Below are 23,013 nucleotides of genomic sequence, written 5' to 3' on the forward strand. Positions count from 1 at the left end.
AAGCGGAAATAACTATGGGTTTAATTATTGCCGGAGCGGGACCGGGAAATATAAGACTGTTAACCGGAGAAGTCTTGGAAGAAATAAAAAATGCGGACATCGTTGCCTCATTTGAGCGCATCGCAGATGACTTAAAAACAATTAAAAGCGGCGTTTTAAAACTTAAATCTTTAACCGATATTATTGATTTACCGTTTGGAGAAAAACGAGTATTAGTGCTTGCCTCCGGAGACCCGTGTTTTTTCGGAATAACCGCTTATTTAAAAACGAAAAACATTAATATGGAGAAAATACTTACAGGTATTTCTTCAATGCAGTATTTTATGTGTAAACTGCAAAAACAATGGCATTCATTAAAATTTTATTCGCTTCACGGCCGCAGCGCGGATTTTACGCAAATGAAAAACGACAAAGCTTTTTTTATTTTAACGGATAAAACCAATAATCCCGATTTTATATCGCAAGAATTAAAGCGTAACACTTTTTGCGGTAAAATTTATGTAGGTTATAATCTTTCTTACGAAGATGAATGTGTAGAAGTTTATAATATCGGAGAAAAAATTAAGGTAAAATCTTTTTTAAATACCGTGATGGTGGAAAATGAAAAATATTAAAGACAGCGAATTTATACGTTCTACGGTACCTATGACGAAATTCAATATAAGAAATCTTTCTATAGCCTATTTGAATATTGAAGCAGGCGATGAGTTTTTAGATATAGGCGGAGGTACCGGTTCGGTTTCGGTGGAAGCGGCTTTAAACGGTGCAAACGTTACCGCAGTTGAAACCGATGATGAAGCCTGCGCTCTTATAAAGCGCAATGCGGAAAAATTCGGAGTAAAAATCAATTTAATAAAGGGAAAAGCTCCGGAAATTCTTTTAAAAAAAGAATATGCTCATCTTAAATTCAATAAGTGTTTTATCGGAGGAAGCTCGGGAGAGTTAAAAAACATCTTTACCTATTTGGAAAACGGTTTGGAAAAAAACGGAATTCTTTGTGCCGACTTTATTTTAATTAAAAATTTAAACGAGTGTTTAGACCTTTTAAAGCAATTTAATTACACCGATACGGAGGTTAATTTAATTCAAACGGCTTCAATGGGAAAGGCCGGTTTATTTAAAGGTGAAAATCCAGTTTATATTGTAAAGGGTATTAAACGGGCTTAATTTAAATCTTCAGCTTTTTTAAGCCAATTATAAAATTCCAAGCCGCTTACAAAACCTTCAGGATTGAATTTATTTCCGTCTACGAGAGGGATTACGTCTTCTTCAACGGTTCCTAAAACAGAATCGAAATAAATTCCGTCAGAGTTCACATCTTTAACGGGGCTTTTTTTCCCTGAATATTTTCTGCTGTATTTACTTAACAATTCCGTATCGTTCCCCGCGATTAAATGCCATAGAAAAAGAGCCGCATCTTTACGTCTTGCATAATCTTTTGCGATATCCGCATCGGCGGCATACCAGCCTGCGGCTTTTAACCTTTCCGCAAGCATTAAAACTTTCCACGCATTAGTCCCGGTTATAAAATCCAAAGCGTTTGTTTCTCCCTGTGTTAAGGCAGTCATATCGGATAAAAGAATTTTACTTCTTTCCAAAATTCGCGCAGTTTCTTTTTTTATGTCGGAATCCACTTTGTAAAATTTGCGGCAATAATCCCGTTCCGCTCCGTAAAGAAGAGTATATTCTTCAGGTAAAAAATCAAGTGATGCGTCAAAATTTACCAAGGCATTTGTATAATCTTCCATAAGATAAAACACAAATCCCAGTTCGCAGATTAGTCTGTAAGAATTGCTTTTTTGATTTATTGCATTTTCAAGATAATATTTTCGCTCTTCGTTTTTTAAAATAAGGCGCGAAGCTGCAAGATGGACATATTCTTCGTACGGATTGTTGTTTTCCGCATTTTTAAGCATTTTTTTTGCAGCCGATTTATCTTTTTTTAAAATAAAATAATCGGCATAGAGAGCATAAAGCTTTGCCTTATATTCCGAATCGGTAGAAGGTACCGCTAAAAGTATATCCAAGTCGGCTTTGATTTTTGCCGACAAATCCGTATTTCCTCCCGATTTTATTTCGGCATATTGTTTTATAATATCTTTTTCTATTTGCTCTATAATCAAAATATTATCGGTCTTTGTGGAACCCGAATAAATTGCATCTTGAGTTTGTTTTATTGTAGAACAAGAAAAAAAGAAAACGCTTAAAAGCGCTGCGGCCGTTAATTTTTTCATAATTTATCCCTTCCTTTTATATATCGTATTTAAGTAAAATATATGCGAGTTTAAAATTTTTTAAGCTTAAACATTGCTTAAGTACTATAACACAAATACGGGAGATTTTCAATGCGGTTTATTTTTAATAACCATAGCTTTTTTAAATTTATTTTGCTTTTTTCCCCTTTCGTTTTTGCTTTAAGTTTCCCTTTTCAAGTAAAAGAGTTTTTGTGGGTATTTCGCATACTTCCGAATCTCCGAAGTATTGAATTGCACCGGGAAATCTGTAAACCGTGTTTATCGCCCAGTTATCCCTGTTTTTTTCAAACTCTTTAAAAGGTTTTCCGTTTAAATCGATTAACGATTTTTTAATAACAGGCACCGTTTTTCCCTTTCTTTTTTCCATTGTCATCATCATAGAAAGCGGAACTCCGTAAGGCTGCCAATATTTAACTTCATCGGTTAAATTTTGAACGGAGGCTATATAACCTGAAAATCCGTTTGCCGCAAGTAAAAATGCGGTAAACCCCAGAGTATAGCAATAATCGGAATCGAAATTTGAAGGAAAGGCGGAGCGGCCCTCGTAACCGAAAAAGTGTGCATAAGTGCTGAATTTTCCGTTAAATTTTCCTTCTTTTTTAAGCTCTTTTATTTTGTTTGTAACAAGACTGATTAAAAGTTTTTCCGTTTCAATACGGGAGACTTGAACATTTCCGTGAGGGTCTCTATCCATTAAAAGCTGTAACGAAATTGTTTCAGGTAAACTGTCGAATAAATTGAATGCTTTTTTTGAAAGTTTCTTTTTAAGCCAATTCAGTTTTCCGGTAAAGGTTTTTAATTTCGTAAAACTTGCAGCATTGGCCGCCATTAAATCGTTAAGTTCTTCTATAAGTTCGTCCATTTCAGGAATAAATTCAATTATCCCTTCCGGAACTAAAACTACACCGAAATTTTCTCCGTTTTGCGAGCGTTTTACAATAATATCGGTAATGTATTCGGTAACTTGTTTTAATGTCCATTTTTTTTCTGCAAGCTCTTCACCGATTAAACAGACATTAGGTTGAGTTTTTAAGGCACATTCAAGTGCAATATGGCTTGCGGAGCGGCCCATAAGTTTTATAAAGTGCCAATATTTTCTGGCTGAATTAACGTCCCGGCAAATGTTTCCTATAAGCTCCGAATATAATTTAGTTGCGGTATCAAAACCGAAAGAAATTTCTATGTATTCGTTTTTTAAATCACCGTCTATGGTTTTCGGTACTCCTATAACCTTAGTGTGTAATTCGGCTTTAATAAAGTACTTTGCCAAAAATGCGGCATTGGTGTTCGAATCATCTCCCCCGATTATTACAAGAGCGTCAAGCCCCAGTTTTTTTTACATTTTTAATGGAATCGGCTACCTGTTCTTCCGTTTCTATTTTTGCTCTGCCCGAACCGATTATGTCAAACCCGCCCGTATTTCTGTATTTATCGATAAGCTCTTTTTTTATTTCGATATAATTGCCCTTTACCAGCCCTTCAGGCCCGTATAAAAATCCGTACAGTTTTGAATTCTTATTGCTTTTTTTTAAAGCATCGTAAAGCCCCGAAATAACATTGTGCCCTCCCGGGGCCTGTCCTCCTGAAAGAATTACACCGAATTTTAAAGGCTTTGAAGTGCAGCCGGATTTTCCTTCTACAAATTTTATAACCGGCATTCCGTAAGTATTGGGAAAGAGTTCTTTTAATTCTTCCTGATTGGTAAGCGCCGCAGTGCTTTTCCCTATTTCAGGTTTTATTGAAGCGAAGTCTTTATAAAAGACATCAGGCATTTTGGGTTTATAATTATATCGCAATCTCTGCATTGTAGAGTAATTCATTGTTTCTCCCGTAAAGGTAAAAGTATAACATATTTTCGGAAAAAGGCAAAGAGGCGTTATAAATTGTTTTACCGAGTTTTTCAGTTTATTTTGTTACTACCCGAATATTTTATATTAACTTAAAATTTGACGCGTCCGTTAAAACTGCGGGCAAGGGTTAATCTGTCGGCATATTCCAAGTCGCCGCCTACGGGAAGACCTGAGGCAAGCCGTGTGATTTTTACGGGTAAATCCTGTAAAACTTTTTGAATGTATAAAGCTGTCGTATCGCCTTCAATTGTCGGATTTGTAGCCAGTATTACCTCGGTAACGCCGCCCTCGTGTATTCTTTTAATAAGTTCCGAAATCCTAAGATTGTCGGGGCCTATACCTTCAAGCGGTGCAATTAAGGCTCCAAGTACATGAAAAAGCCCCCGGTATTCGGGTATTGCCGCAATTGTATTTACATCTTGAGGAAAACCTACTACGCAAATCGTAGATTTATCGCGGGTATTATCGGAGCATACGGAGCAAATTTCATCTTCGGTAAAAGAGCCGCAAATACTGCAAGGGTGAATTTTTTCGTGCAAAACCGAAACGGCTCTTGCAAGTCGTTTAGCTTCTTCAGGACTTTGTTTAAGTAAATGATAAGCGATTCTTGCGGCGCTTTTATTTCCTATTCCCGGAAGTCTTGAAAAACAGTCTATGACATCTTCTATTGCATTCATATTTTAAATTTTGAAAAATTATAGCGGCAGTCCGGTCGCAAGAGGTCCGAATTTGGATTGGATAAGCTCTTTTAATTTTATTACGGCGTCATTATGAGCGGCTCTAATTAAATCCTCAAGCATTTGTACGTCCCTGTTATCTACGGCTATCGGGTCAAGCTCGATGGATTCAAGCTGCAATGAAGCTTTTAATCTAAGTTTAACCAAACCTCCGCCTGAAACGCCTTCAACGCTTTCATGTTCCATATCTTCTTTTAACGAAGAAATCTTTTCTTGAATTTCTTTTGCATTTTTCATTAAATCAAACGGATTCATTTTTTTATTTTATCTTAAATTCGATTGTCTGTCAATCGATATAAAAAGCGGTTATTTTATTCGCCTGTAAGTTATGTAAAATACAGCTTATATTTTATAAGTTTCGCCTATGCAATAAAATGTAGAGCCTTCCATAATTTTTTCAAAAATATGTTTTTTATCTTGCGGGATTTCAACTGTAAGGCAGCCCGTAGTTTCTCCGAAAAGAACGGCAACTTGCGGACAGTTTAAAATCTTATCCAAATCTTTTTTTTGCTTTATCCCTATTCCTCCGAGGCTCATTTCGTGTAAGGTTACCGCAAGCCCTCCTTCGCTTAAATCGTGGCAGGATAAAACGCAGTTTTGCGAGATTGCCTTATGAAGATTTTTGTAAAGTTCAGGTGTTTCTTTTTTTACGGGAGGAACCCTTTCCGCCTTTTCTTTTTCCATTTCGGCGGGAATACCGAAAAGCTCCGCAAACACGGAACCTGCAAAACCGAATTCGGGTTTTCCTACAAGGTAAACCGAAGAGCCTTCTTTTTTAAATTCCGTTCCCGGAACCTTTGCAATATCGGGGACAATTCCTATTGCCGAAATTAAAAGCGAAGGAGGAATTGCAACCCGTTTTCCGTCGGAAGTTAAGTATTCATTATTAAAAGAATCTTTGCCCGAAATAAAGGGAGTACCGAACATTACAGCATTTTCGTAACAGGAGCGGGCCATTTCAAGCAGCGTCCACATTGTATCGGGGCGGGTAGGAGCGCCTAAACAAAAATTATCTAGGATTGCAATTTTTTCAGGGTCGGCTCCTACGGCGACGGCGTTTCTTACGGCTTCATCGATTGCGGCGGCGGCGGCTGCATACGGATTGCAAAGCCCCTGTCCGGGGTTTAAGGCGTTGGAAATCGCAACACCTTTTTTCCCGTCCGTTTCCATAGGTTTTACCACCGCCGCATCTTGCGGAATATTTCCCGCAGCTCCGCCGTACGGACGTAAAATTGTTCCGCCTTGAACTTCGTGGTCGTACAGACGTACAATATCTTCTTTCGAATTTACCGCATGATGATTTAATATGGAATTTAAAGCCTTATCAAAGTCGGGAGTTTTATATCCCGGGTATTTCATTATTAAAGATATGTTATCGGTTTTAGGAGGAGCCGCTTTTAATTCTTTTTGAGGCGGCCCTGAATGTAAAAAGCTGCAATCCAAGCTGATGATTTTTTTATCGGCAAAGCGTACCGTTAAAATTCCGTCTCCGGTAAAAAAGCCCAAATCGGTAAGCTCCACATCGTTTTCGGCGGAAAGTTTTTTAAGTTCATCTAAATTTTTTTCGGGAACGGCAATTACCATACGTTCCTGAGCTTCGGAAAGCCAAATTTCCCAAGGAGCAAGACCTGCGTATTTTACAGGCACGACTGAAAGGTCTACATCGCAGCCTAAAACGGAAGCCATTTCGCCTACGGCGGAAGAATAGCCTCCCGCTCCGCAGTCGGTTATTGCGTTGTAAAGCCCCCTGTCGCGGGCTGAAAGGAGCACTTCAAGAACTTTTTTTTGAATAATAGGTTCTCCTATTTGTACGGAAGAGCCTGCAACATCTCCGGTGCTTGCGTCCATAACCATAGAAGAAAATGTCGCTCCGCGTAAGCCGTCTCGTCCGGTTTTTCCGCCGAGCGAAATTATTCGGTCTCCCTTGAAGGGTTTTGTACGGTGAGTTCCGCGCGGAGCGATTCCCGCACAACCGCAATATACCAAAGGATTTGAAGTATAGGCTTCATGATAATGAACTCCGCCGTTTACCGTAGGAATGCCCATTTTATTTCCGTAGTCTTTAACACCTTCTATTACGCCTGAAATAATTCTTTTAGGGTGCAGCGTCCCTTCGGGGATTTTTTCCGCCGGCATATCGGGTAAACCGAAGCACAAAACATCGGTTACGGCAAAGGGGCGTGCGGAAACTCCCATAACATCGCGGATAACTCCTCCTACACCGGTATTTGCACCGCCGAAAGGTTCAATTGCCGAAGGATGATTATGCGTTTCGGCCTTAAAGGAAATTTCGTATTTATCGTCGAATTCTATTATTCCGGCATTATCTACAAAGGCGGATAAAACCCAAGGGGCGTTTATTTCATCGGTTGCTTTTTTTATATAAGTTTTAATTATACTGTTTATGCAAAAATCAGGATAAAGTTTTTTTTGCTCTTCGTTTAAAGAATTTTTGTCGATATATATTTTTGCTTTAAAAGTTTTATGTACGCAGTGCTCGCTCCAAGTTTGTGCAATAGTTTCAAATTCCGCATCGGTACACTGTTTTTTTGTTTTTCGATAATATTCTCTAACAGCCTTCATTTCTTTTAAATCCAAGGCTGCCCGTCTTTTTTCGGAAAGTTCTAAAAGCTGTTTATCGTCCATTAAAGCGATATCGAAAATTTCAACGTTTGAGTTCGGTTGATTTTCCGAAGTCCATGCGGGTTCTATAGCACCCAGTTTATACCGCTCGATTACTTCGTTGCATAAAAGATTTTTTGCCAAACGGTGTAAATCTTTTTCCGTTAAATTGCCGGTTATTTTATAAGATGAACCGCTTGTAATTTCCCGAACGCCTTTAATGCCCAACTCTTTTACGGCGCGCAAAGCTTCGCGCGAAGAAGAATCGGTTACACCCGCTTTTAATGCGGTTTCTATTATATGAAAGTTACCGCCTTCCGGTTTTTCAGCCGTATCGGTTAGACAATATTCGTAAAGCTCATCGCAAAATAAAAATTCCGCTAAAACTTTTTCTTCCGAAGCTGAAAGATTTCCGCGTACAAAATAAAGCTGCGACTTGGAAATATCTTTTACGGCGGAAAAACCTAAAACCTTCGCCTGTTCGGAAAGTGTGTTGTTTTTCGGCATTTCAATAAAGCCGTTTTGTTTAAGCTTAACGGAAAATCTGTAAACGTTCATATTTAGCCTCGTAAAAATTAAGGATTAAGCAAAGTATAATTTAACCAAAGGAAAAGTTCAAGATGTACCGCGGCTTGCAGATTTGTCAACGTCCCGGTTTTCTTTCTTTTATCGGACGGCAAATCTTTTTTTTTTACATATTTATTTATTATAACATCTTATCACCGGATATTCAATTAAAACGGGAACGAACCGCTTACGGCAATTTATCGCTGCCTCATCAAATTCCGGGCAAAAGCTTTTTATCCTGACAGTTAAGATAAAATAGTCTAAAAACTTAAAAAACCGTGTCAAGGGGGTTGACAAATGGGGGGGGGGGGGGTATAATGAAAGAAATTTTACATATACATAAAACGTTTTTTTTAAAAGGTCTATATTTTAAAACTCATGAAATTTAGACGGAACCGGATAAAAAAAGTTTTATGGAAGTAAAGTTAAAAATTCTGTAAAAGAAGGTTACAGAAAAGGAGTTTTATATGAAACATAAAAATAAGGTTTTCTTTATCGGAATGCTGATTTTTGCAGTCTGTATTATAGCATTGTCTTCAGGCTGTTCAAGGACATGGAAGGTTCAGGGTGTTTGGCAAGTAACAGGCATTACGGAAGGCGGCGTATCAGAGCCATTAGAGAGTTCTTTTGCTCTATATTTTTGTTTTACAGGCAATAATATTATGTACGTGGCTCGGAAAATAGACGGCAGTCTTGTAAGAAGCGGACCCATGGCATATACCGTTGACGGAAACAAATTGATAACAGGCGGAGCTGAAGGCGGTACCTTTGTAATCAAAGGAAAAACCGCAACGCTTACTTCTGAACGTAAAGATCATACCGGAACAACAGTTAAAACGGTTATGACCTTTACAAAGGTAAGCTTTCCTACGGTTAAGGAGATTGAAAAGGCGAAAGAAGAAAATAATTAATTTTAACGTAATAACGAATTTCAGCGGGGTTTAACGTTTTTCAGGTTCCGAAAACGAAAGCCCCGCTTTTTTTTCAGGTAACCGATTAAATTAAAACTTTACGGTAAGGCCTATTCCTACCAAGGGCCTAAATAAGGAGCCTTTTATTTCTTTAAAAGCAAGTCCCGCCTTAAATCCCGCATCAAACCCCAGTTTTATATCTCTGGTTATAAGCCAGCTTGTATGAACAAAGGTTTTAATTCCCGTTTCATAGGGTTTAAACCTTTCAGCCTGATTATATGAGGCAAGAGAGGTATAAAAAATTTGCACTGTAGGTAAAATTTGCACTTTTCCTAAATATGTGTTCCAAATTTCCATACCCAGTAAAACGGAAACCGGTATACCCTCGCTTATTTTCGCGGAGGAAAAACCCGCTTCTATCGCATAGCACGGTCTAAAACGGTAAAAGCCTCTTGTGTGCGATACATGAAGACCCGTTTGAAACACGGAAGAACTCTTAGCCTCGCCCGCCTTTTTTAAGGTAAACTCGCCTGTAAAGAATATCCTGAATTCTACAGGAAAACGGGGCACTTCTTTTAATTGGTCTCCTATTGTTATAGGCCGATTTGAAAAAAGAGTAAGAGCTGTAGAAAAGTCTTCTTCCGTATCGGTTACAACAACAAAACCCGTTTCCGCTTCGTTATTGTTTTCATCGTAACCGATAACTACATATTCATCGCCTTTTTTAACTCCTATATCGTTTCCCAATTCAAAATGAACATTGTTTTTTTCAGTTTTTATAACGCCAGTTTTTATTCTGAAATCTTCAATACCGCGTAATGCCCTTTCAAATTTTATTCCGAAAAATGTAATCGCCGAGTTCAGAGCTTCTTCAAGGTTTTTAGAGGACGCTTTTTCTTCAATTACAAAATAAGCGATTTTATTTTTTTTCTGCATAGAATAAATATGAAACTCTACCGAAAATTTAACTTTATAAGTAAATACGGGTTCTCCGTACGGATTTTCATCGTCGTTATTTTCTTCTTCGATTATTTTTAAAGTATAGCTTTGTACTATAGGCACAATTATATAGTAAGCATTGACGGTTTTTTCCCAGTCGGTGCGCGTAAAAGATTCATGCCCCATAAGAACTTCTTCCGGTATGGGGGTATCGGTTTCACGGGATTTTATAATTGCGGCATTAAATGTTTCCAAATCCAAAGCGGAAAATCTATGCTCCATTGCGATTATATTAAACCGCTCAAGAGCGAAAAAATTCCTCATAATTTCGGCATCGATACCTTCATATAAAATCTCGGGTATAGTCCAACCGTAATATGAAAGAGGAAAGACCGCAATATCCTGTTTTTTACTTATGCTTTGTGCAAAAATCGCTCCCGCAGCTAATATTAAAAAGAGAAAACCTGTAATTTTTTTTATAAAAAAATTAAGTTTCATAATTTAACAGCCGAACATGGCAATCGGCAAAAACGTTTCGGATTTTAATCCTGCCCCGCCTATTAGACCTCCGTCTATGTTTTCTTTTTTAAGTAAGCCTTCCGCATTTTCGGGTTTCATCGAACCGCCGTATTGAATTATCATATCTTTTGAAATTTTTTCATTGTACATTTTTTTCAATACGTCTCTTATATAAGAGTGAATTAAATCGGCATCTTCGGGTGTCGCATTTTTTCCCGTGCCTATTGCCCAGACAGGTTCGTAAGCGATTGTTACTTTTTTCAGATGTTCGGCAGAAACGTCTGCCAGGCAGTTTATAATTTGCGCCTCGCAAACCTCTTCGGCTTTGCCCGCTTCGCGCTCTTCTAAAAGTTCTCCTACGCAAAGGATAACTTCAAGACCGTGCCTGAGAGCAAGTTTTACTTTTTTATTGATAAGGGAATCCGTTTCGCAATAGTTGTGGCGCCTTTCAGAATGGCCCAGTATAACGGTTTTTACTCCTACGTCTAAAAGTTGTAAAACGGAAACTTCGCCGGTGTGAGCGCCTTTTTCTTCCGCACTCATATTTTGAGCTCCAAGTAAAATGTTTGAGCCTTGCAAAATCTTTGCAACGTCTTGTAAAAGTGTAAAAGAAGGGGCTATCATATATTTGTTTTTTCCGTCTTTTAAACCTTCGCGCATTTGTTCGGCGAGTTTACAAGCCTCAAGCCGCGTCATATGCATTTTCCAATTTGCCGCTATATAATATCTTTTCATTTTTTCCTCCGTAAAACGGTATTTTAATAATATATTGATAAAAGTTAAAGTATAGACCTTTGCTTTTTAAAGTTCTTTCTTTTAACTTTCAAAACCGGCAGGGTGTTTTTTATACCAAGCCCAACCGTCTTGGGTCATTTCTTTTAAATTACGCCTTGCTTTCCAGTTAAGTTCTTCTGCGGCTTTTTTAACGTCCGCTTTTAACACGGGAACATCTCCTGCCCTTCTTGAAGTAACTTGGGTTTTAATTTTTATTCCGGAAGCTTCTTCAAAAGCACGGACTATTTCCCAAACCGAATAACCTTGTCCCGTTCCCAAATTAAAAGCATTAAATCCTTTTAATCCTGAATTGATTTTTGTTAAAGCTGCCGAGTGTCCTTCGGCCAAATCGCAAATGTGAATATAGTCGCGAATACAGGTTCCGTCAGGGGTAGGATAATCGTCTCCGAAAATATTAAGCTGCGGGAGTTTACCCAAGGCAACCTGAGCAATATACGGAAATAAATTATTCGGTATTCCCGAAGGAAGTTCTCCTATATCCGCACTTTTATGCGCTCCTATAGGATTAAAGTAACGTAAAGAAATAACGCTCATATTTTTGTTTGCAAAAGCACTGTCGCGTAAAATTTCTTCCGACATTATTTTAGTTTTAGCATAAGGATTAACACCGAAAATAGCGGAAGTTTCCGGTATGGGAATTATTTCAGGTTCTCCGTAAACCGTTGCGGAAGAACTGAAAATAAAATTATCCGTTCCGGTTTCCCGCATTGCAAAAAGCAGGTTTATTATTCCCGAAATGTTATTTTCGTAATATTTAAGCGGTTTTTCTACGGATTCGCCTACAGCCTTATAGCCTGCAAGGTGAATTACGGCATCAGGTTTTGATTGGGCAAAAGCGGAGCAAACGGCAGACTTGTCTTTTAGGTCAACGGTGTAAAGCCGCAGTTTTTTACCCGTTATCTTTTCCAATATCGGAATTATTTTAGGCGATGAGTTGGAAAAGTTATCTAAGATTATAGGTTCATAACCTTTTTCCGCCAAGTCGCAAACAATATGCGAACCTATAAACCCGGCTCCGCCGGATACTAAAACTCTTTTAATCATAAACAAAACTCCTCTTAAGTCCGCTGTTTTTATCCTTATAACTTCCCTTTAAACGGAGCGCTTTAGAGCTTCCGCCTTATCCGTTTTTTCCCAAGAAAATTCCGGTCTTCCGAAATGACCGTAAGCTGCGGTTGCTTGGTAAATCGGACGTTTTAAGTCTAAGGTTTTTATAATTCCCGCAGGCGTCATATCGAAATTATCTTTTACCGCTTTTTCTATTTTTTCTTCAGGCACTTCGCCGGTACCGAAGGTGTCTACCCGTACCGAAACGGGAAAGGGAACTCCTATGGCATAGGCAAGCTGAACTTCGCAGCGCTCCGCAATTTTTGCAGCAACTATATTTTTTGCGATATAGCGGGCCATATATGCAGCCGAACGGTCTACTTTGGAAGGGTCTTTGCCGGAAAAAGCGCCTCCGCCGTGTCTTCCCATTCCGCCGTAAGTGTCTACGATAATCTTACGTCCTGTAAGCCCCGTGTCTCCGAAAGGGCCTCCTACAACAAAGCGTCCCGTCGGATTTATAAAATATTTCGTATCGGGTGCTAAAAGCCCCGTAGGCTCAAGCACGGGTTTTATAATTTTTTCTATTATAGTATTTTTTAATTCGTTATATTCCACATCGGGGTAATGCTGGTGAGATAATACAACGGTATCTATTTTAACGGGTTTAAACCCTTCATATTTTACCGTAATTTGAGTTTTTGAATCGGGACGGAGCCATTTTATAATGCCTTCTTTTCTTAACTTTGCCGCATAGCGCAAAACCGAATGGGAAAACATAATGGGAGCCGGCATAAGTTCCGGTGTTTCGTTACAGGCAAACCCGAACATCATTCCCTGGTCGCCTGCTCCCTGCTGTCCCTTAAATTCTTCCAAACCGTTACCGTCAACTCCTTGTGAAATATCGGGCGATTGGGAGTGAATCATATTCATAACCGCCATAGAATGGCAATCCAAACCGAAGTCGGTATTTGTATATCCTATTTCACGGGCAATGTTTCGCGCTATTTCCTGAATATCTACAAATGTAGATGTTGTTATTTCTCCTCCTACGAGAACCAAGGCTGTAGATGCATAGGTTTCGCAGGCTACATGGCTTTCTTTATCGTCTTTTAAGCAAGCGTCTAAAACCGCGTCCGAAATTTGGTCGCAAAGTTTATCGGGATGTCCCTCGCTTACCGATTCAGATGTAAAATAATTGATATTGTTTTTCATTATGAATTCCTTTATGTCATTAAATGTACTACCGATATAATACTTAAAAAATGTTTTTGTTGCAATGGCGCCCAGATTTTTCGTAAAAATGAAAATAATGCCCGAGAAGGCGGCGGGAGAATTTTTCGATTTTATTCGGGTTATTCTATGTAATCCGTTATAAAATAAGCGGTTGAAAGTTTTATCCGATTATGTCGGAGGTATTTTATTTTTCAGTATCGGACTTTTTCCGTAAGCCATTCTCCTATTGTTTTTTCTTCCGCATTAAAACTTACGCCTATTAAAACTATTTCTTTGTTTTCAGCCCTGTACGCTTCCGCATAATTTTTTTCTTTTATTTGCTTTAAGGCTTCCTCCGCACTTCCTTTTAATTTAAACTCGAAAATATAAATCGTATTTTCGGTTTCCACCGTACAATCGCTCCTCCCGCCTGCACAATGCGTTTCGGTTTTTACAAACTGTCCCATAAGGGCAAACACCAAATAAACGCATATTTGAAAATTATGCTCCCTTAATGCAAGACTTTCTCCGCTTTCCTTCTTTACATTATCGTAGGGAATACTCGCCATTATGGACTTTAACCTTTGCATAAACTCTTCCACCCTGCCTGAAGTAATGTCGCGGTAAAATTGTGCAACGGAAAATGCCGCATTGGAGTAAAGCACATTTGAATAACCGGGTAAAAGGTTGTATAAAAAGCCGTATCTTACCTCATCATTGGGAAAGCCTAGCCTATACAGTTTTACTACAGTATCGTAGCCCTTTATAGTTAAGTATCCCGCTTGAAATAAAATAGGTATTGCAGAATCGCTTTCCGCCCTGTAATCCGATAATCCCGATGCGTTCACTTCCACATTTCCGTCCAAATCGGGTATATTATACTTATAATCTTTTAAATATCTTACCAAAAATGTAGGTGTTCCGGTCTCAAACCAATAATCTCCCAATTCTTTTTTTGCAAAGGCGTTTATTAAACTGAAAGGGTTATACACCGCCTCGCAATTTTGATAAAAACGGTAACCGTCATATTTTTGTTTTAAGTTTTTTATGCACTGCTCATAGCTTAACCTGTTTCTTTCCGCCAAGACTTCTATTTCGGGTTTAAAAGTATTTTCAAGTTCGTTTTGAGTAATTCCGCAAATTGCCGTAAACTCTTCTTCCATACTGATATCACGTAAATTGTTTAAATCGCTGAAAATACTTACCTTACTGAACTTGGTAACTCCCGTTAAAAAGGCAAAGCGTATAACGCTGTCCGAGCTTTTTAATACCGAATAAAAGGCTTTTAAAATTGCCCTGTATTCTTCATTTAATTTTTCGTTTACATTCATTGTCTGCAAAAGAGGCTTATCGTATTCGTCTACCAAAAATACTATTTGTTTACCGGTTTTTTCATATACAGTTTTTAAAAGTACTGCAAATCTTTTTGCGTAGGAAAGAGTATTTTGAACGGGTAAATTGTATTTTTCTTCTTTTTCTTTTAAAAATAAATCTAAGTTTTCCGTTAAGGCTTCTACACAGTCGTATTTACCTACATTAAAGTCCAAGTAAAAAACGGGATACTCCTTCCAAGGCTCACTTTGTGAATTTTCCAAATTTTCAATTGCCAGATTTTTAAAAAGCTCCTTTTGTCCAGAAAAATAGGCTTTAAGCGTTGAAAGAAAGAGGCTTTTACCGAAACGGCGCGGACGGCTTAAAAAATATACCCTGCTTGAATTAACGAGACGGTAAATGAATTCCGTTTTATCGACATAGAGAAATTTATCGTTACGCATAACTTCAAAACTTTGTACGCCTATAGGCAATCTTCTGCTGAAATCCATAATACCCTCCGCTTTGTATTATAGCATAAATTTACAAATTTTATAAGATATTGCGGTTGTTTATTTTCGGTCGTTTTGTAATGCAATGAGAAAGGGTATAAATATTATAAGCCATAACATTTGAAATCCGTTTTTCTATCGGAAGCAGTCAATTGTCCGTAATGACACTACTCCACCGAAGTTTTTTTTACGTTTACAAGAAAAAGTGCTAAAAATTCTAAGAGCTTAAATTAAAAGACTGTAGAGTTTTTCTATAAAAAAAGAAATAAACCGTAAAAACAACACTTGTCAACGTCCACGAAATCGGAAAGGCTAAAACTATTATTTCTATTACAGGATTTAAAGGAACAATAAAAAATATCCATAAAATTCGGGAAGCGCAAATACCCAAAAGTGTTATAATCATAGGTTTAAAGGTTTCGCCTGAAGCATGAATTACCGCAGAAAAAATTTCCGTAAAAACAAAAACTGTGTAAAACGGAGCTAAAATACGCATAAGCCGTTCCATTACTTTAAGAACTTGATAATCTTTCGAGTTAATAAAGAGCTTACCTAAAGGAACATTCCAAAAATAAAGAACCGTACAAATCGCCCCTATAAGGATTAACGACATAATAAGGCCCGTTCGGGTAACTTCTATAACGCGCTTATATTTCCCGGCTCCGTAATTTTGTGCGGCAAATGTTGAAACGGAAACCGTCATAGCTTCAAGTAAAATCCAAATCAAAAAGTCGAGTTTTCCGCAAAGTGCCCATGCAGCTATATTCTCGGTTCCGGTACCGTTTACCCTTGCCTGAATAATCATATTTGCTATAGGGAAAAAAGCGGCTTGTATTCCTATAGGAAGACCGGTTTTTGTAATACGTATTGCGTCATATCTATGAACCTTCAGTTTACTTATTTGTAACGGACTTAAACTTGTTTTTTCAGTAAGAGCAAAAAAAATTATCAATGCACTGAAAAATTGTGCAAGTACGGTAGCAAAGGCGGCGCCTCCTATTCCCCATTTTAAAATACCTATAAAAATTAAATCCAAAGCAACGTTTAATACGGAAGAAATTATAAGAGCATAAAACGGTGTTTTGGAATTTCCCATAGCCCGTAAAATACCTGCACCGATATTATAAAAAAGAGAAACCGCCATACCTGCAAAATAAATTCTAAGATAGGCTAAAGTCATTTCAAAAATATCTTCAGGTATATTCATTATAAAAAGCAAGGCCGGTGATATAAGAACGCCTATAACGGAAAGAACCGCTCCTAAAATAAGAGTAAGAGCCGTCGAACAGTGAAGTGTATTTAAAAGCTCTTTATATTTTTTTGCACCGAATAATTGGGATACTAAAATTGACGTACCTGCCGATAAACCGCTGAATAAATTTACGGGCAATTTTAATAAACTAAGTACGGAATCAATTGCAGCAAGACCTTCCTTCCCCGTAAACTTTCCTACAATTACGGCATCTGCTGCGGTATATAAATGCTGAAAAAAATTACCAGCCAAAATCGGAAGAGTAAAGATAATCAGAGTTTTCCAAATTACGCCTTCGGTAAGATTTAAATTTTCTTTTTTATACATTTTTTTTCAGTTTATATCAAAACCGCTTTCTAAAAATAAGGGGGAACCGTTTAAAAAATCTTTCCAAAAAAGTTTATTTTTTGTTTGCCTTTGTAAAACGGAAACCGCTAAAACACCTTTGCCGGTTAAAACCAAAATACCTGAATTTTTATCGGTACCCAGTATTGTACCGGCTTTTTTACCTTTTACATCTTCTTCGGAATAATCGGTGAAATTTTCGGCTTTGATGATATTTATTTTTTCACCCTGTTTATACGAAAAAGTTCCGGGCCAAGGAGTAAAAGCCCTGATTTTCCGCTCTATTTTTTCCGCAGGCTCGGACCAGTCTATTAGAGCATCTTCTTTTTTTATCATTGAAAAATAAAGAGCCTCGTTTTCGTTTTGGGCTTTTGCATTTTTTAACTTGTTTTTAAAGTCGGAAAGCACCTCGGATAAAAGCGGGCAACAAATTTCCGCACAGCGGGACAAAAGAGTTTCCGTCGTATCCGTTTTTTCTACGGCAAGTTCGGTTTGCGCAAGTACGGCTCCCGTGTCTGCCTTAGGCGCAACAGTCTGAATTGTTATTCCCGTAACTTTATCGCCTGAAAGAATTGCAGCGGGTACGGGAGCACAGCCGCGCCAGCGCGGAAGAAGAGAAGGATGAATATTTATTCCGCCCAAAGGAAACAGCTCCATAGTTTTCGGTCCGAATATTTTGCCGTAAGCAAAACAGACAAGTAAATCCGGCTTTAAATTTAATACTTCTTCTCTGAATTGTGCATTTAATTTTTCAGGAGTTAAAACGGGAACCGAACCTTTTAATGTTCCGTTTATCTTTAATTCTTCTGCGGCAAGGGCAACTTCGGAAGCAATAAGTTTTTTAGACCGCCCTTGCGGAGCCGGAGGGTTTGTAAGTATTCCGCAAAGCTCAAAATTTTCCGCCAAGGTTTTTAAGGCGGGAACCGCACAAGAAGGAGTTCCGGCAAAAAGAATTCTCATCGTTTAAACCCTGTTTTTTAAAAGAAGGGCTTTTTTTTGCTCAAACCTTTTTACGGCCTGTTCTTTTGTTGCCTCATCAAGCCTGTCTAAAAAAAGTACTCCGTTTAAATGGTCGTTTTCGTGCTGAATAACTCTTGCCAAAAGCCCGTCGGCATCTATGGTTTTTATTTTCCCTTCTATATTCATAAATTGAACTCGAATATTTGAAGGCCGCTGCACAACTTCGTATATTTTAGGAATACTTAAGCAGCCCTCTTCCATAGAGCATTGCTCTTGCGAGGTTTCTATTATTTGAGGATTTATAAAAATATATTTTTCGCCTCCCACCGTTGCTATAAAAAGCCTTATATTCCGCCCTACTTGCGGAGCCGCTAAACCTATTCCGTCCTGTTTTTTTAAGGTTTTAAACATTTCGGTAATAAAGTCTTTCAGTTCTTCATCTATTTTTTCTACGGGTACGGAAACTTCGCGAAGCGATTGTTCTCCCATATACAATACTTTCATCTTTTTACTTCTTTTTTCCTTGCGCAGCAACGGCATTAATCTTCGCATTTATTTTTTCCTGATCTCCCAAATATCCTTTTTTTAAGATTTTAAAAGCGGAATCGAATTCGTAAACTAAGGGAACTCCAGTCGGAATGTTTACCGATATAATTTCTTCATCGCTTAAATTTTCAAAATACTTAACCAAGGCTCTTAACGAGTTTCCGTGTGCGGTAATTAAAATTCTTTTTCCTTCAAGCATTTGAGGTTTTATGTTTTTTTCAAAATACGGAACTGCGCGGGCGATAGTGTCTTTTAAACTTTCCGTAAGGGGCAATTCCTCTTGAGGGATACCGCGATATTGTTGTTGAAGATAGGGGCAGCGCTTATCGTTTTTTTCCAAAGCGGGAGGCGCAATATCAAAAGAGCGCCGCCAAATTTTTACCTGCTCTTCACCGTATTTTTCGGCCGTTTCCGACTTATTAAGCCCCTGAAGAGCCCCGTAGTGTCTTTCATTTAACTTCCACGTTTTAATTACCGGAAGCCATTCCCTGTCCATTTCACTTAAAATATAGCCGAGCGTATGAATAGCCCGTTTTAAATATGAAGTATAGCAAATATCGAAATCAAAGCCTTCGCTTAAAAGAGCCTTGCCGCCTTCCTTTGCTTCTTCAATACCTTTTTCCGTTAAATCCACATCGGTCCAGCCGGTAAATAAATTAAGTTTATTCCATTCGCTTTCGCCGTGTCTTACTAAAACAAGTTTCATAAAAATTCTCCGTATTTTAACACTGTTTTCACTTAAATAATATTATAACAATTTTTTCGGAAAAATAAAAGGGGGAAAATAAAGTCCGAGGAGCAAGAAAAAGCCCCCCCGATAAATTCTCAAGGGGGCTTTTTCCTTATTCTGTAACTACAATATTCGTTAAATCGGTAAGTTTAAGCAAACGGACGGCTCCGCTTGAATCTTGTACAAGTAAGCCCTTATCTCCTATTGTAACCGGCGTATAAGGAAGTACCTGTATTGCGGACTTTGCCTGAAGTTCCAATTTATCGTTATATCTGCCGAGATTGTATTTTCCTCCGTTATTGATAACGGCATAATAATCATCTCCGTTTTTTATTAAAACGCTGTCGGCAGCAATATTTTCACCGCTTTGTTTAACGATTTCAAGCGATTTGGAATCGATTAAAACCAAAGCAATTACACCGTTACCCGATTCGGTACCTGCAATTGCAAGAAGATTTTTACCTACAACATAAAGACTTCTTCCGCGTATCGTTGCAATACTTGAAGTTTTCAGTTCGTTTTCGGTTTTTAAATCTAAAAGAACAAGTTCCGAAAGCAATTTCGCTTCATCTACAACTTTCAGACCGTAGCCGGGAATTGCAGAAGCAATAGCCGCATCTCCTTCGGCTTTTTTTTCGGCTTTTTTTTCTTCGACTATTTTTTGAGTATCGGAAGCTATATCTTTTCTGTCTTCTTGCGCTTCATCGGCTTTTTTATCGGCCATTTCCTGCTCGTCTTTCGCTTCATCGGCTTTTTTATCGGCTTCATCTTTTGCCTTATCGGCTTCGGCCTGTTCCTTATCGGCTTGCTCTTTCGCCTTATCGGCTTCAGCCTGCTTTTTATCGGCTTGCTCTTTCGCCTTATCGGCTTCAGCCTGCTTTTTATCGGCGGCGGCTTTGTCTTTTTCATCGCCGGTTTTTTCAGCCTTAGCCTTTGCAGAATCGGCTTCTTTTTGTTTTTTATCGGCTTCTTTTTGTTTTTTATCAGCTTCTTTTTGCTGAGTTGCCGCTTCTTTTTTTTGCTTATCCGCTTCTTTTTGCTGAGTTGCCGCTTCTTTTTTCTTTTCGGCAGCTTCTTTTTTTATCTCTTCAGCTCTTTTTTCCGCTTCACCGCTTTCACGTTCTTTTAAATCGACCATATCTTTTCTTGCAGCAATTTCTTTATCATCGCTTTCCCGCATTTTTTCTACGACATTTTTATCCGAAATTGAAGAAGTATCGACTGAGCTTAAAGTGCCCGAATATTTTTGGTCAGTAAGCGGAATTACAATTTGAGTTTGACCGGGCCATTGGTCGTAGCGCAAGGCTATACCGGCTTTTTCCGCAGTTAAATTATTTAAAACAACCTGCTTATACTTTTCTTTAAAATATGAAAAATTGGAGCGGTAAACCGCATTATATACGGTAACAAAGTGAGCTATTGTCGCAGCATCTTTTTGAGAATAACCGTAGGCGGCGGATAAATATCCTGCAATCATTAAACGTAAATTGTTAATATGGTCAACTCCCGCATTTTTTCCGATTATAAAAATATCGGCATCGAAACCCGTTTTAACGGCAGGGTCTACACAGTGAATAACCGCATATTTTTCGGTATCTCCGGCACGGCCTTGTCTTACTGCCGGGCCCAATGCGGAACCTATTGCACGTATAGTTTCTACGGAATCTACCGTATCGTGTTCGCCGGTATAGTTAATAAATTCTATAACCCGATTTTTTACCGTATCTATTTCGGGTCTGTCCACTTCAATTGCAGCGGCAGCCGAAAATACGGCAGTTAAAAATAAACAAAAAACCAAAAGCTTTTTCATCATTTTAATCCTCCGATTAAGTATATTCTACTATATTTTTCTTTTTTTGTCTTGTATAAAGACCTAAAAGATGTAATTAAAGTGAAGGTTTTAACTTTAAAACCCGTCCGATTTATTCCGAATCCCATATTCATTTATTTTAAGTAAATGACAAAAAGAAAAAAATTTGATATAATACCAGTACGCAGTTAAATTTTAATAAACTCTCTTTTTTAAGAGAAAATCACGGCGTATAAATTTATTTATAAACAGGAAAGAAAAATGGGATTTTCAGATATTGCAGACGGAATCGAAGGAAACGGAAAAGTAATTATAATTACCTCGCTTGTAATGCTTATTTTTGTTATGCTGGTATCAACAATTGTGTTTTTTACATCTCTTAAAACGGCGGATCAGGTTTTAGTGCCGAACATCGAAGGAGAGCAGCTTGCTGAAGCTATGCTGAAGCTGCAAGTAAAAGAACTTTATCCGCGCATTCAGCTTAGATTTTCGGATAACCCCGACGATGCGGGAACAATTTTAGAGCAAAACCCTCCGGCAGGCACAATTGTAAAAGCCGGAAGAAGAATTAACGTAATAGTAAGCCGAGGGGCTGTAATCGACAGGGTGGAAAATTATGTAGGAAAAAGTTTAAACGACGTTCAACAGCACTTTGCCTCACTTTTTACCGCAGGCAGAAAACAACTCGTTTCAATAAAAGAACCCCTTATGTATAAATACAGCTCTATTCCGGCAGGTACGATTCTTGAGCAAAATCCCTCTCCCGACACTCAAATTCATGAAGGAATCGAAATAGAATTTATCGTAAGCAAGGGGCCTGAAAACGAAAAAGTTACCGTTCCCAAATTGGAAGGAGCCGGTCTTGAGGAAGTTTATGCCGCAATGCTTAACAATAAACTTATTTTTACGGTTAAAGCCGAAACCGATTCTTCACTGACTTCTCCTTCGGTAACGTCCCAAAGCGCCGCTCCCAATTCCGAAACGGAGGCTTTTTCGCAAATTCAAATTTCGATAAAATTCCCCGAAAACAAAGGAAACACGATATACGGGGTTTACTCGCCTAACCTGCCTAAATATCCGTACCCCGTAAAAGTTTCACTTGATGCCGTTTACCCCGACGGAAAACAGGAAGAGCTTGTGAACTTTAAAAATGCAGGCGGTAAATGCGATATTCCTTACGGTGTTCCTGAAGGCACGGTTTTGGTTTTAACGGTATTAAACAAAAAGGTGCAAACCTTTGAAGTACGCCCGGAATAACGGGTATTAAATGTAACAAAACAAAATTAAAGCGGTTTTTATACAAAGAGGTACAAAATGAACAAAATAAAATTAAGTATATTGCCGGGATTACTGATAGTGTTTTTTTCGCTATCCTGTAAAACACTTCAAAAAAAAGATGACCCTAATTTTTTGGGAGATTTTTCGCCTAAAACAATTGCCAAAGTAATGGCGGGAACCGTAAAAAGAACAAAAAACGAAATTAAACCCGCCGAATTTACGTTTGTATTCAGCCCCAGGTCCAATACCGTAATGCTTCATCATAAATTTTTAGGCGACAATATTTGGGTAACTCTTACGGAAGAAAACCGCAAAGTTATTATTGAAGGAATGAACCTCTACATTGAAGAATATAAAAATAAAAATATAGACGCCGCAAACAATAAGAAAAAAGCATATTACGGTAAGACGCCTATAGAACTTTCATGGGGCGTTTTAGGAGCGGGACGCTTCGGAAAAGCGGAGCTGCGCTGCGAATTTCAACTTATAACAAATAACCGTCCGTATTTTATTCTGGGCAATGCAACTCAAACAAATAAAGAAGGAGCAAACTGCCCGGCTATGCGTATGGCCTTTTCCCCCGCCCAATGTGCAGATATAATCGAAATTCTAAAGCAGGAAAATCTAAATAAACTCGTCGCGGAACTTCAAAAAGAATTCGGTAAATACGAGCTTGACGAAGAAGGAAATTTTAAAGACGATATAGAAAAATCCGCAAAAGAAAGCAGCGAAGAAGATACTGTAAACTACGATTCGGATTTTTAAATCAAAGCGAAGAAAACTATACAAAAAGCACCGGCAAGACGAAAAAGTTT

At 38.3% G+C, this 23,013-nt stretch carries 19 protein-coding genes and 1 pseudogene; 5 read left to right on the forward strand and 15 right to left on the reverse strand.

The annotated features are described in order from the left end of the window. Positions 1-14 precede the first annotated feature (14 nt). The gene (cbiE, locus tag DYQ05_RS12890; protein ID WP_194075983.1) at positions 15-614 is read left to right on the forward strand and encodes a precorrin-6y C5,15-methyltransferase (decarboxylating) subunit CbiE; all 600 of its coding nucleotides are present in this window, start codon (positions 15-17) and stop codon (positions 612-614) included. Beyond that, positions 601-1,167, forward strand: coding sequence for a precorrin-6Y C5,15-methyltransferase (decarboxylating) subunit CbiT (cbiT, locus tag DYQ05_RS12895; RefSeq protein ID WP_020966485.1), 567 nt, complete (start codon positions 601-603; stop codon positions 1,165-1,167). The genes cbiE and cbiT overlap by 14 nt, the downstream gene beginning before the upstream one ends. On the opposite strand, the gene DYQ05_RS12900 is transcribed toward cbiT, so the two are convergent. The 5 genes and pseudogenes from DYQ05_RS12900 to purL form a co-directional block, all read right to left on the reverse strand. Beyond that, positions 1,164-2,234, reverse strand: a complete 1,071-nt coding sequence (locus DYQ05_RS12900; protein WP_206183571.1) for a hypothetical protein — start codon at positions 2,232-2,234, stop codon at positions 1,164-1,166. The genes cbiT and DYQ05_RS12900 overlap by 4 nt on opposite strands. A gap of 148 nt (positions 2,235-2,382) precedes the next feature. Continuing rightward, positions 2,383-4,075: pseudogene (locus tag DYQ05_RS12905) on the reverse strand (diphosphate--fructose-6-phosphate 1-phosphotransferase). 119 nt (positions 4,076-4,194) lie between these two features. After that, positions 4,195-4,782 (reverse strand): recombination mediator RecR, encoded by a 588-nt coding sequence (gene recR / locus DYQ05_RS12910; protein ID WP_024465676.1) that lies wholly within the window; start codon positions 4,780-4,782, stop codon positions 4,195-4,197. Between the two features lie 18 nt (positions 4,783-4,800). Beyond that, positions 4,801-5,097, reverse strand: coding sequence for a YbaB/EbfC family nucleoid-associated protein (locus DYQ05_RS12915; RefSeq protein ID WP_020966489.1), 297 nt, complete (start codon positions 5,095-5,097; stop codon positions 4,801-4,803). An 87-nt stretch (positions 5,098-5,184) separates the two neighbouring features. After that, on the reverse strand, positions 5,185-8,022 hold the full coding sequence (gene purL, locus DYQ05_RS12920; protein WP_206183572.1) for a phosphoribosylformylglycinamidine synthase subunit PurL: 2,838 nt from the start codon (positions 8,020-8,022) through the stop codon (positions 5,185-5,187). A 476-nt stretch (positions 8,023-8,498) separates the two neighbouring features. On the opposite strand from purL, the gene DYQ05_RS12925 reads away from it, so the two are divergent. Next, entirely contained in the window at positions 8,499-8,942 is a 444-nt protein-coding gene (locus tag DYQ05_RS12925) for a hypothetical protein (protein WP_206183573.1), read from the forward strand. A 90-nt stretch (positions 8,943-9,032) separates the two neighbouring features. Here DYQ05_RS12925 and DYQ05_RS12930 read toward each other — a convergent pair whose 3' ends face one another. The 10 genes from DYQ05_RS12930 to DYQ05_RS12975 form a co-directional block, all read right to left on the reverse strand. Continuing rightward, complete coding sequence (locus tag DYQ05_RS12930) at positions 9,033-10,379, reverse strand: hypothetical protein (protein ID WP_024469577.1); 1,347 nt, start codon at positions 10,377-10,379, stop codon at positions 9,033-9,035. 3 nt (positions 10,380-10,382) lie between these two features. Next, the gene (tpiA, locus tag DYQ05_RS12935) at positions 10,383-11,135 is read right to left on the reverse strand and encodes a triose-phosphate isomerase (RefSeq protein ID WP_024466927.1); all 753 of its coding nucleotides are present in this window, start codon (positions 11,133-11,135) and stop codon (positions 10,383-10,385) included. Positions 11,136-11,216: 81 nt separating this feature from the next. Beyond that, positions 11,217-12,239, reverse strand: a complete 1,023-nt coding sequence (gene galE, locus DYQ05_RS12940) for a UDP-glucose 4-epimerase GalE (RefSeq protein WP_206183574.1) — start codon at positions 12,237-12,239, stop codon at positions 11,217-11,219. Between the two features lie 48 nt (positions 12,240-12,287). Further along, positions 12,288-13,454, reverse strand: coding sequence for a methionine adenosyltransferase (gene metK / locus DYQ05_RS12945; protein WP_024465787.1), 1,167 nt, complete (start codon positions 13,452-13,454; stop codon positions 12,288-12,290). 212 nt (positions 13,455-13,666) lie between these two features. Next, positions 13,667-15,277: an ATP-binding protein gene (locus DYQ05_RS12950; protein WP_024466930.1), complete on the reverse strand. Its 1,611-nt coding sequence runs from the start codon at positions 15,275-15,277 to the stop codon at positions 13,667-13,669. 217 nt (positions 15,278-15,494) lie between these two features. Beyond that, complete coding sequence (locus DYQ05_RS12955; protein ID WP_024468656.1) at positions 15,495-16,856, reverse strand: MATE family efflux transporter; 1,362 nt, start codon at positions 16,854-16,856, stop codon at positions 15,495-15,497. Between the two features lie 6 nt (positions 16,857-16,862). Continuing rightward, a complete protein-coding gene (fmt, locus tag DYQ05_RS12960; protein WP_206183575.1) occupies positions 16,863-17,834 on the reverse strand; it encodes a methionyl-tRNA formyltransferase in 972 nt (323 codons plus the stop codon). 3 nt (positions 17,835-17,837) lie between these two features. Beyond that, a complete protein-coding gene (gene def / locus DYQ05_RS12965; protein WP_024465786.1) occupies positions 17,838-18,338 on the reverse strand; it encodes a peptide deformylase in 501 nt (166 codons plus the stop codon). A 4-nt stretch (positions 18,339-18,342) separates the two neighbouring features. Beyond that, positions 18,343-19,086 carry a 2,3-diphosphoglycerate-dependent phosphoglycerate mutase gene (gene gpmA / locus DYQ05_RS12970; RefSeq protein WP_024466934.1) on the reverse strand — a complete coding sequence of 248 codons (744 nt, stop codon included), beginning with the start codon at positions 19,084-19,086 and terminating at the stop codon, positions 18,343-18,345. Between the two features lie 136 nt (positions 19,087-19,222). Further along, complete coding sequence (locus tag DYQ05_RS12975) at positions 19,223-20,920, reverse strand: P83/100 family protein (RefSeq protein WP_024466935.1); 1,698 nt, start codon at positions 20,918-20,920, stop codon at positions 19,223-19,225. Between the two features lie 261 nt (positions 20,921-21,181). Between DYQ05_RS12975 and DYQ05_RS12980 the strand changes: the two genes are divergently transcribed. Both DYQ05_RS12980 and DYQ05_RS12985 read left to right on the forward strand, forming a co-directional pair. Next, positions 21,182-22,177, forward strand: coding sequence for a PASTA domain-containing protein (locus DYQ05_RS12980; protein ID WP_020966504.1), 996 nt, complete (start codon positions 21,182-21,184; stop codon positions 22,175-22,177). 57 nt (positions 22,178-22,234) lie between these two features. Next, a complete protein-coding gene (locus DYQ05_RS12985; RefSeq protein ID WP_020966505.1) occupies positions 22,235-22,963 on the forward strand; it encodes a hypothetical protein in 729 nt (242 codons plus the stop codon). Positions 22,964-23,013: the final 50 nt, after the last annotated feature.

Origin of the sequence: Treponema pedis, from assembly GCF_017161325.1 — a bacterium.
Taxonomy (GTDB): domain Bacteria; phylum Spirochaetota; class Spirochaetia; order Treponematales; family Treponemataceae; genus Treponema_B; species Treponema_B pedis.

What these genes read in the sequence shown, in the direction of transcription:
- metK (WP_024465787.1), bottom strand. Translation starts at nt 13,454, where the DNA reads ATGAAAAACAATATCAATTATTTTACATCTGAATCGGTAAGCGAGGGA.
- DYQ05_RS12915 (WP_020966489.1), bottom strand. Translation starts at nt 5,097, where the DNA reads ATGAATCCGTTTGATTTAATGAAAAATGCAAAAGAAATTCAAGAAAAG.
- cbiT (WP_020966485.1), top strand. Translation starts at nt 601, where the DNA reads ATGAAAAATATTAAAGACAGCGAATTTATACGTTCTACGGTACCTATG.
- def (WP_024465786.1), bottom strand. Translation starts at nt 18,338, where the DNA reads ATGAAAGTATTGTATATGGGAGAACAATCGCTTCGCGAAGTTTCCGTA.
- galE (WP_206183574.1), bottom strand. Translation starts at nt 12,239, where the DNA reads ATGATTAAAAGAGTTTTAGTATCCGGCGGAGCCGGGTTTATAGGTTCG.
- fmt (WP_206183575.1), bottom strand. Translation starts at nt 17,834, where the DNA reads ATGAGAATTCTTTTTGCCGGAACTCCTTCTTGTGCGGTTCCCGCCTTA.
- DYQ05_RS12955 (WP_024468656.1), bottom strand. Translation starts at nt 16,856, where the DNA reads ATGTATAAAAAAGAAAATTTAAATCTTACCGAAGGCGTAATTTGGAAA.
- cbiE (WP_194075983.1), top strand. Translation starts at nt 15, where the DNA reads ATGGGTTTAATTATTGCCGGAGCGGGACCGGGAAATATAAGACTGTTA.
- recR (WP_024465676.1), bottom strand. Translation starts at nt 4,782, where the DNA reads ATGAATGCAATAGAAGATGTCATAGACTGTTTTTCAAGACTTCCGGGA.
- DYQ05_RS12925 (WP_206183573.1), top strand. Translation starts at nt 8,499, where the DNA reads ATGAAACATAAAAATAAGGTTTTCTTTATCGGAATGCTGATTTTTGCA.
- DYQ05_RS12930 (WP_024469577.1), bottom strand. Translation starts at nt 10,379, where the DNA reads ATGAAACTTAATTTTTTTATAAAAAAAATTACAGGTTTTCTCTTTTTA.
- DYQ05_RS12950 (WP_024466930.1), bottom strand. Translation starts at nt 15,277, where the DNA reads ATGGATTTCAGCAGAAGATTGCCTATAGGCGTACAAAGTTTTGAAGTT.
- DYQ05_RS12900 (WP_206183571.1), bottom strand. Translation starts at nt 2,234, where the DNA reads ATGAAAAAATTAACGGCCGCAGCGCTTTTAAGCGTTTTCTTTTTTTCT.
- DYQ05_RS12980 (WP_020966504.1), top strand. Translation starts at nt 21,182, where the DNA reads ATGGGATTTTCAGATATTGCAGACGGAATCGAAGGAAACGGAAAAGTA.
- tpiA (WP_024466927.1), bottom strand. Translation starts at nt 11,135, where the DNA reads ATGAAAAGATATTATATAGCGGCAAATTGGAAAATGCATATGACGCGG.
- purL (WP_206183572.1), bottom strand. Translation starts at nt 8,022, where the DNA reads ATGAACGTTTACAGATTTTCCGTTAAGCTTAAACAAAACGGCTTTATT.
- gpmA (WP_024466934.1), bottom strand. Translation starts at nt 19,086, where the DNA reads ATGAAACTTGTTTTAGTAAGACACGGCGAAAGCGAATGGAATAAACTT.
- DYQ05_RS12975 (WP_024466935.1), bottom strand. Translation starts at nt 20,920, where the DNA reads ATGAAAAAGCTTTTGGTTTTTTGTTTATTTTTAACTGCCGTATTTTCG.
- DYQ05_RS12985 (WP_020966505.1), top strand. Translation starts at nt 22,235, where the DNA reads ATGAACAAAATAAAATTAAGTATATTGCCGGGATTACTGATAGTGTTT.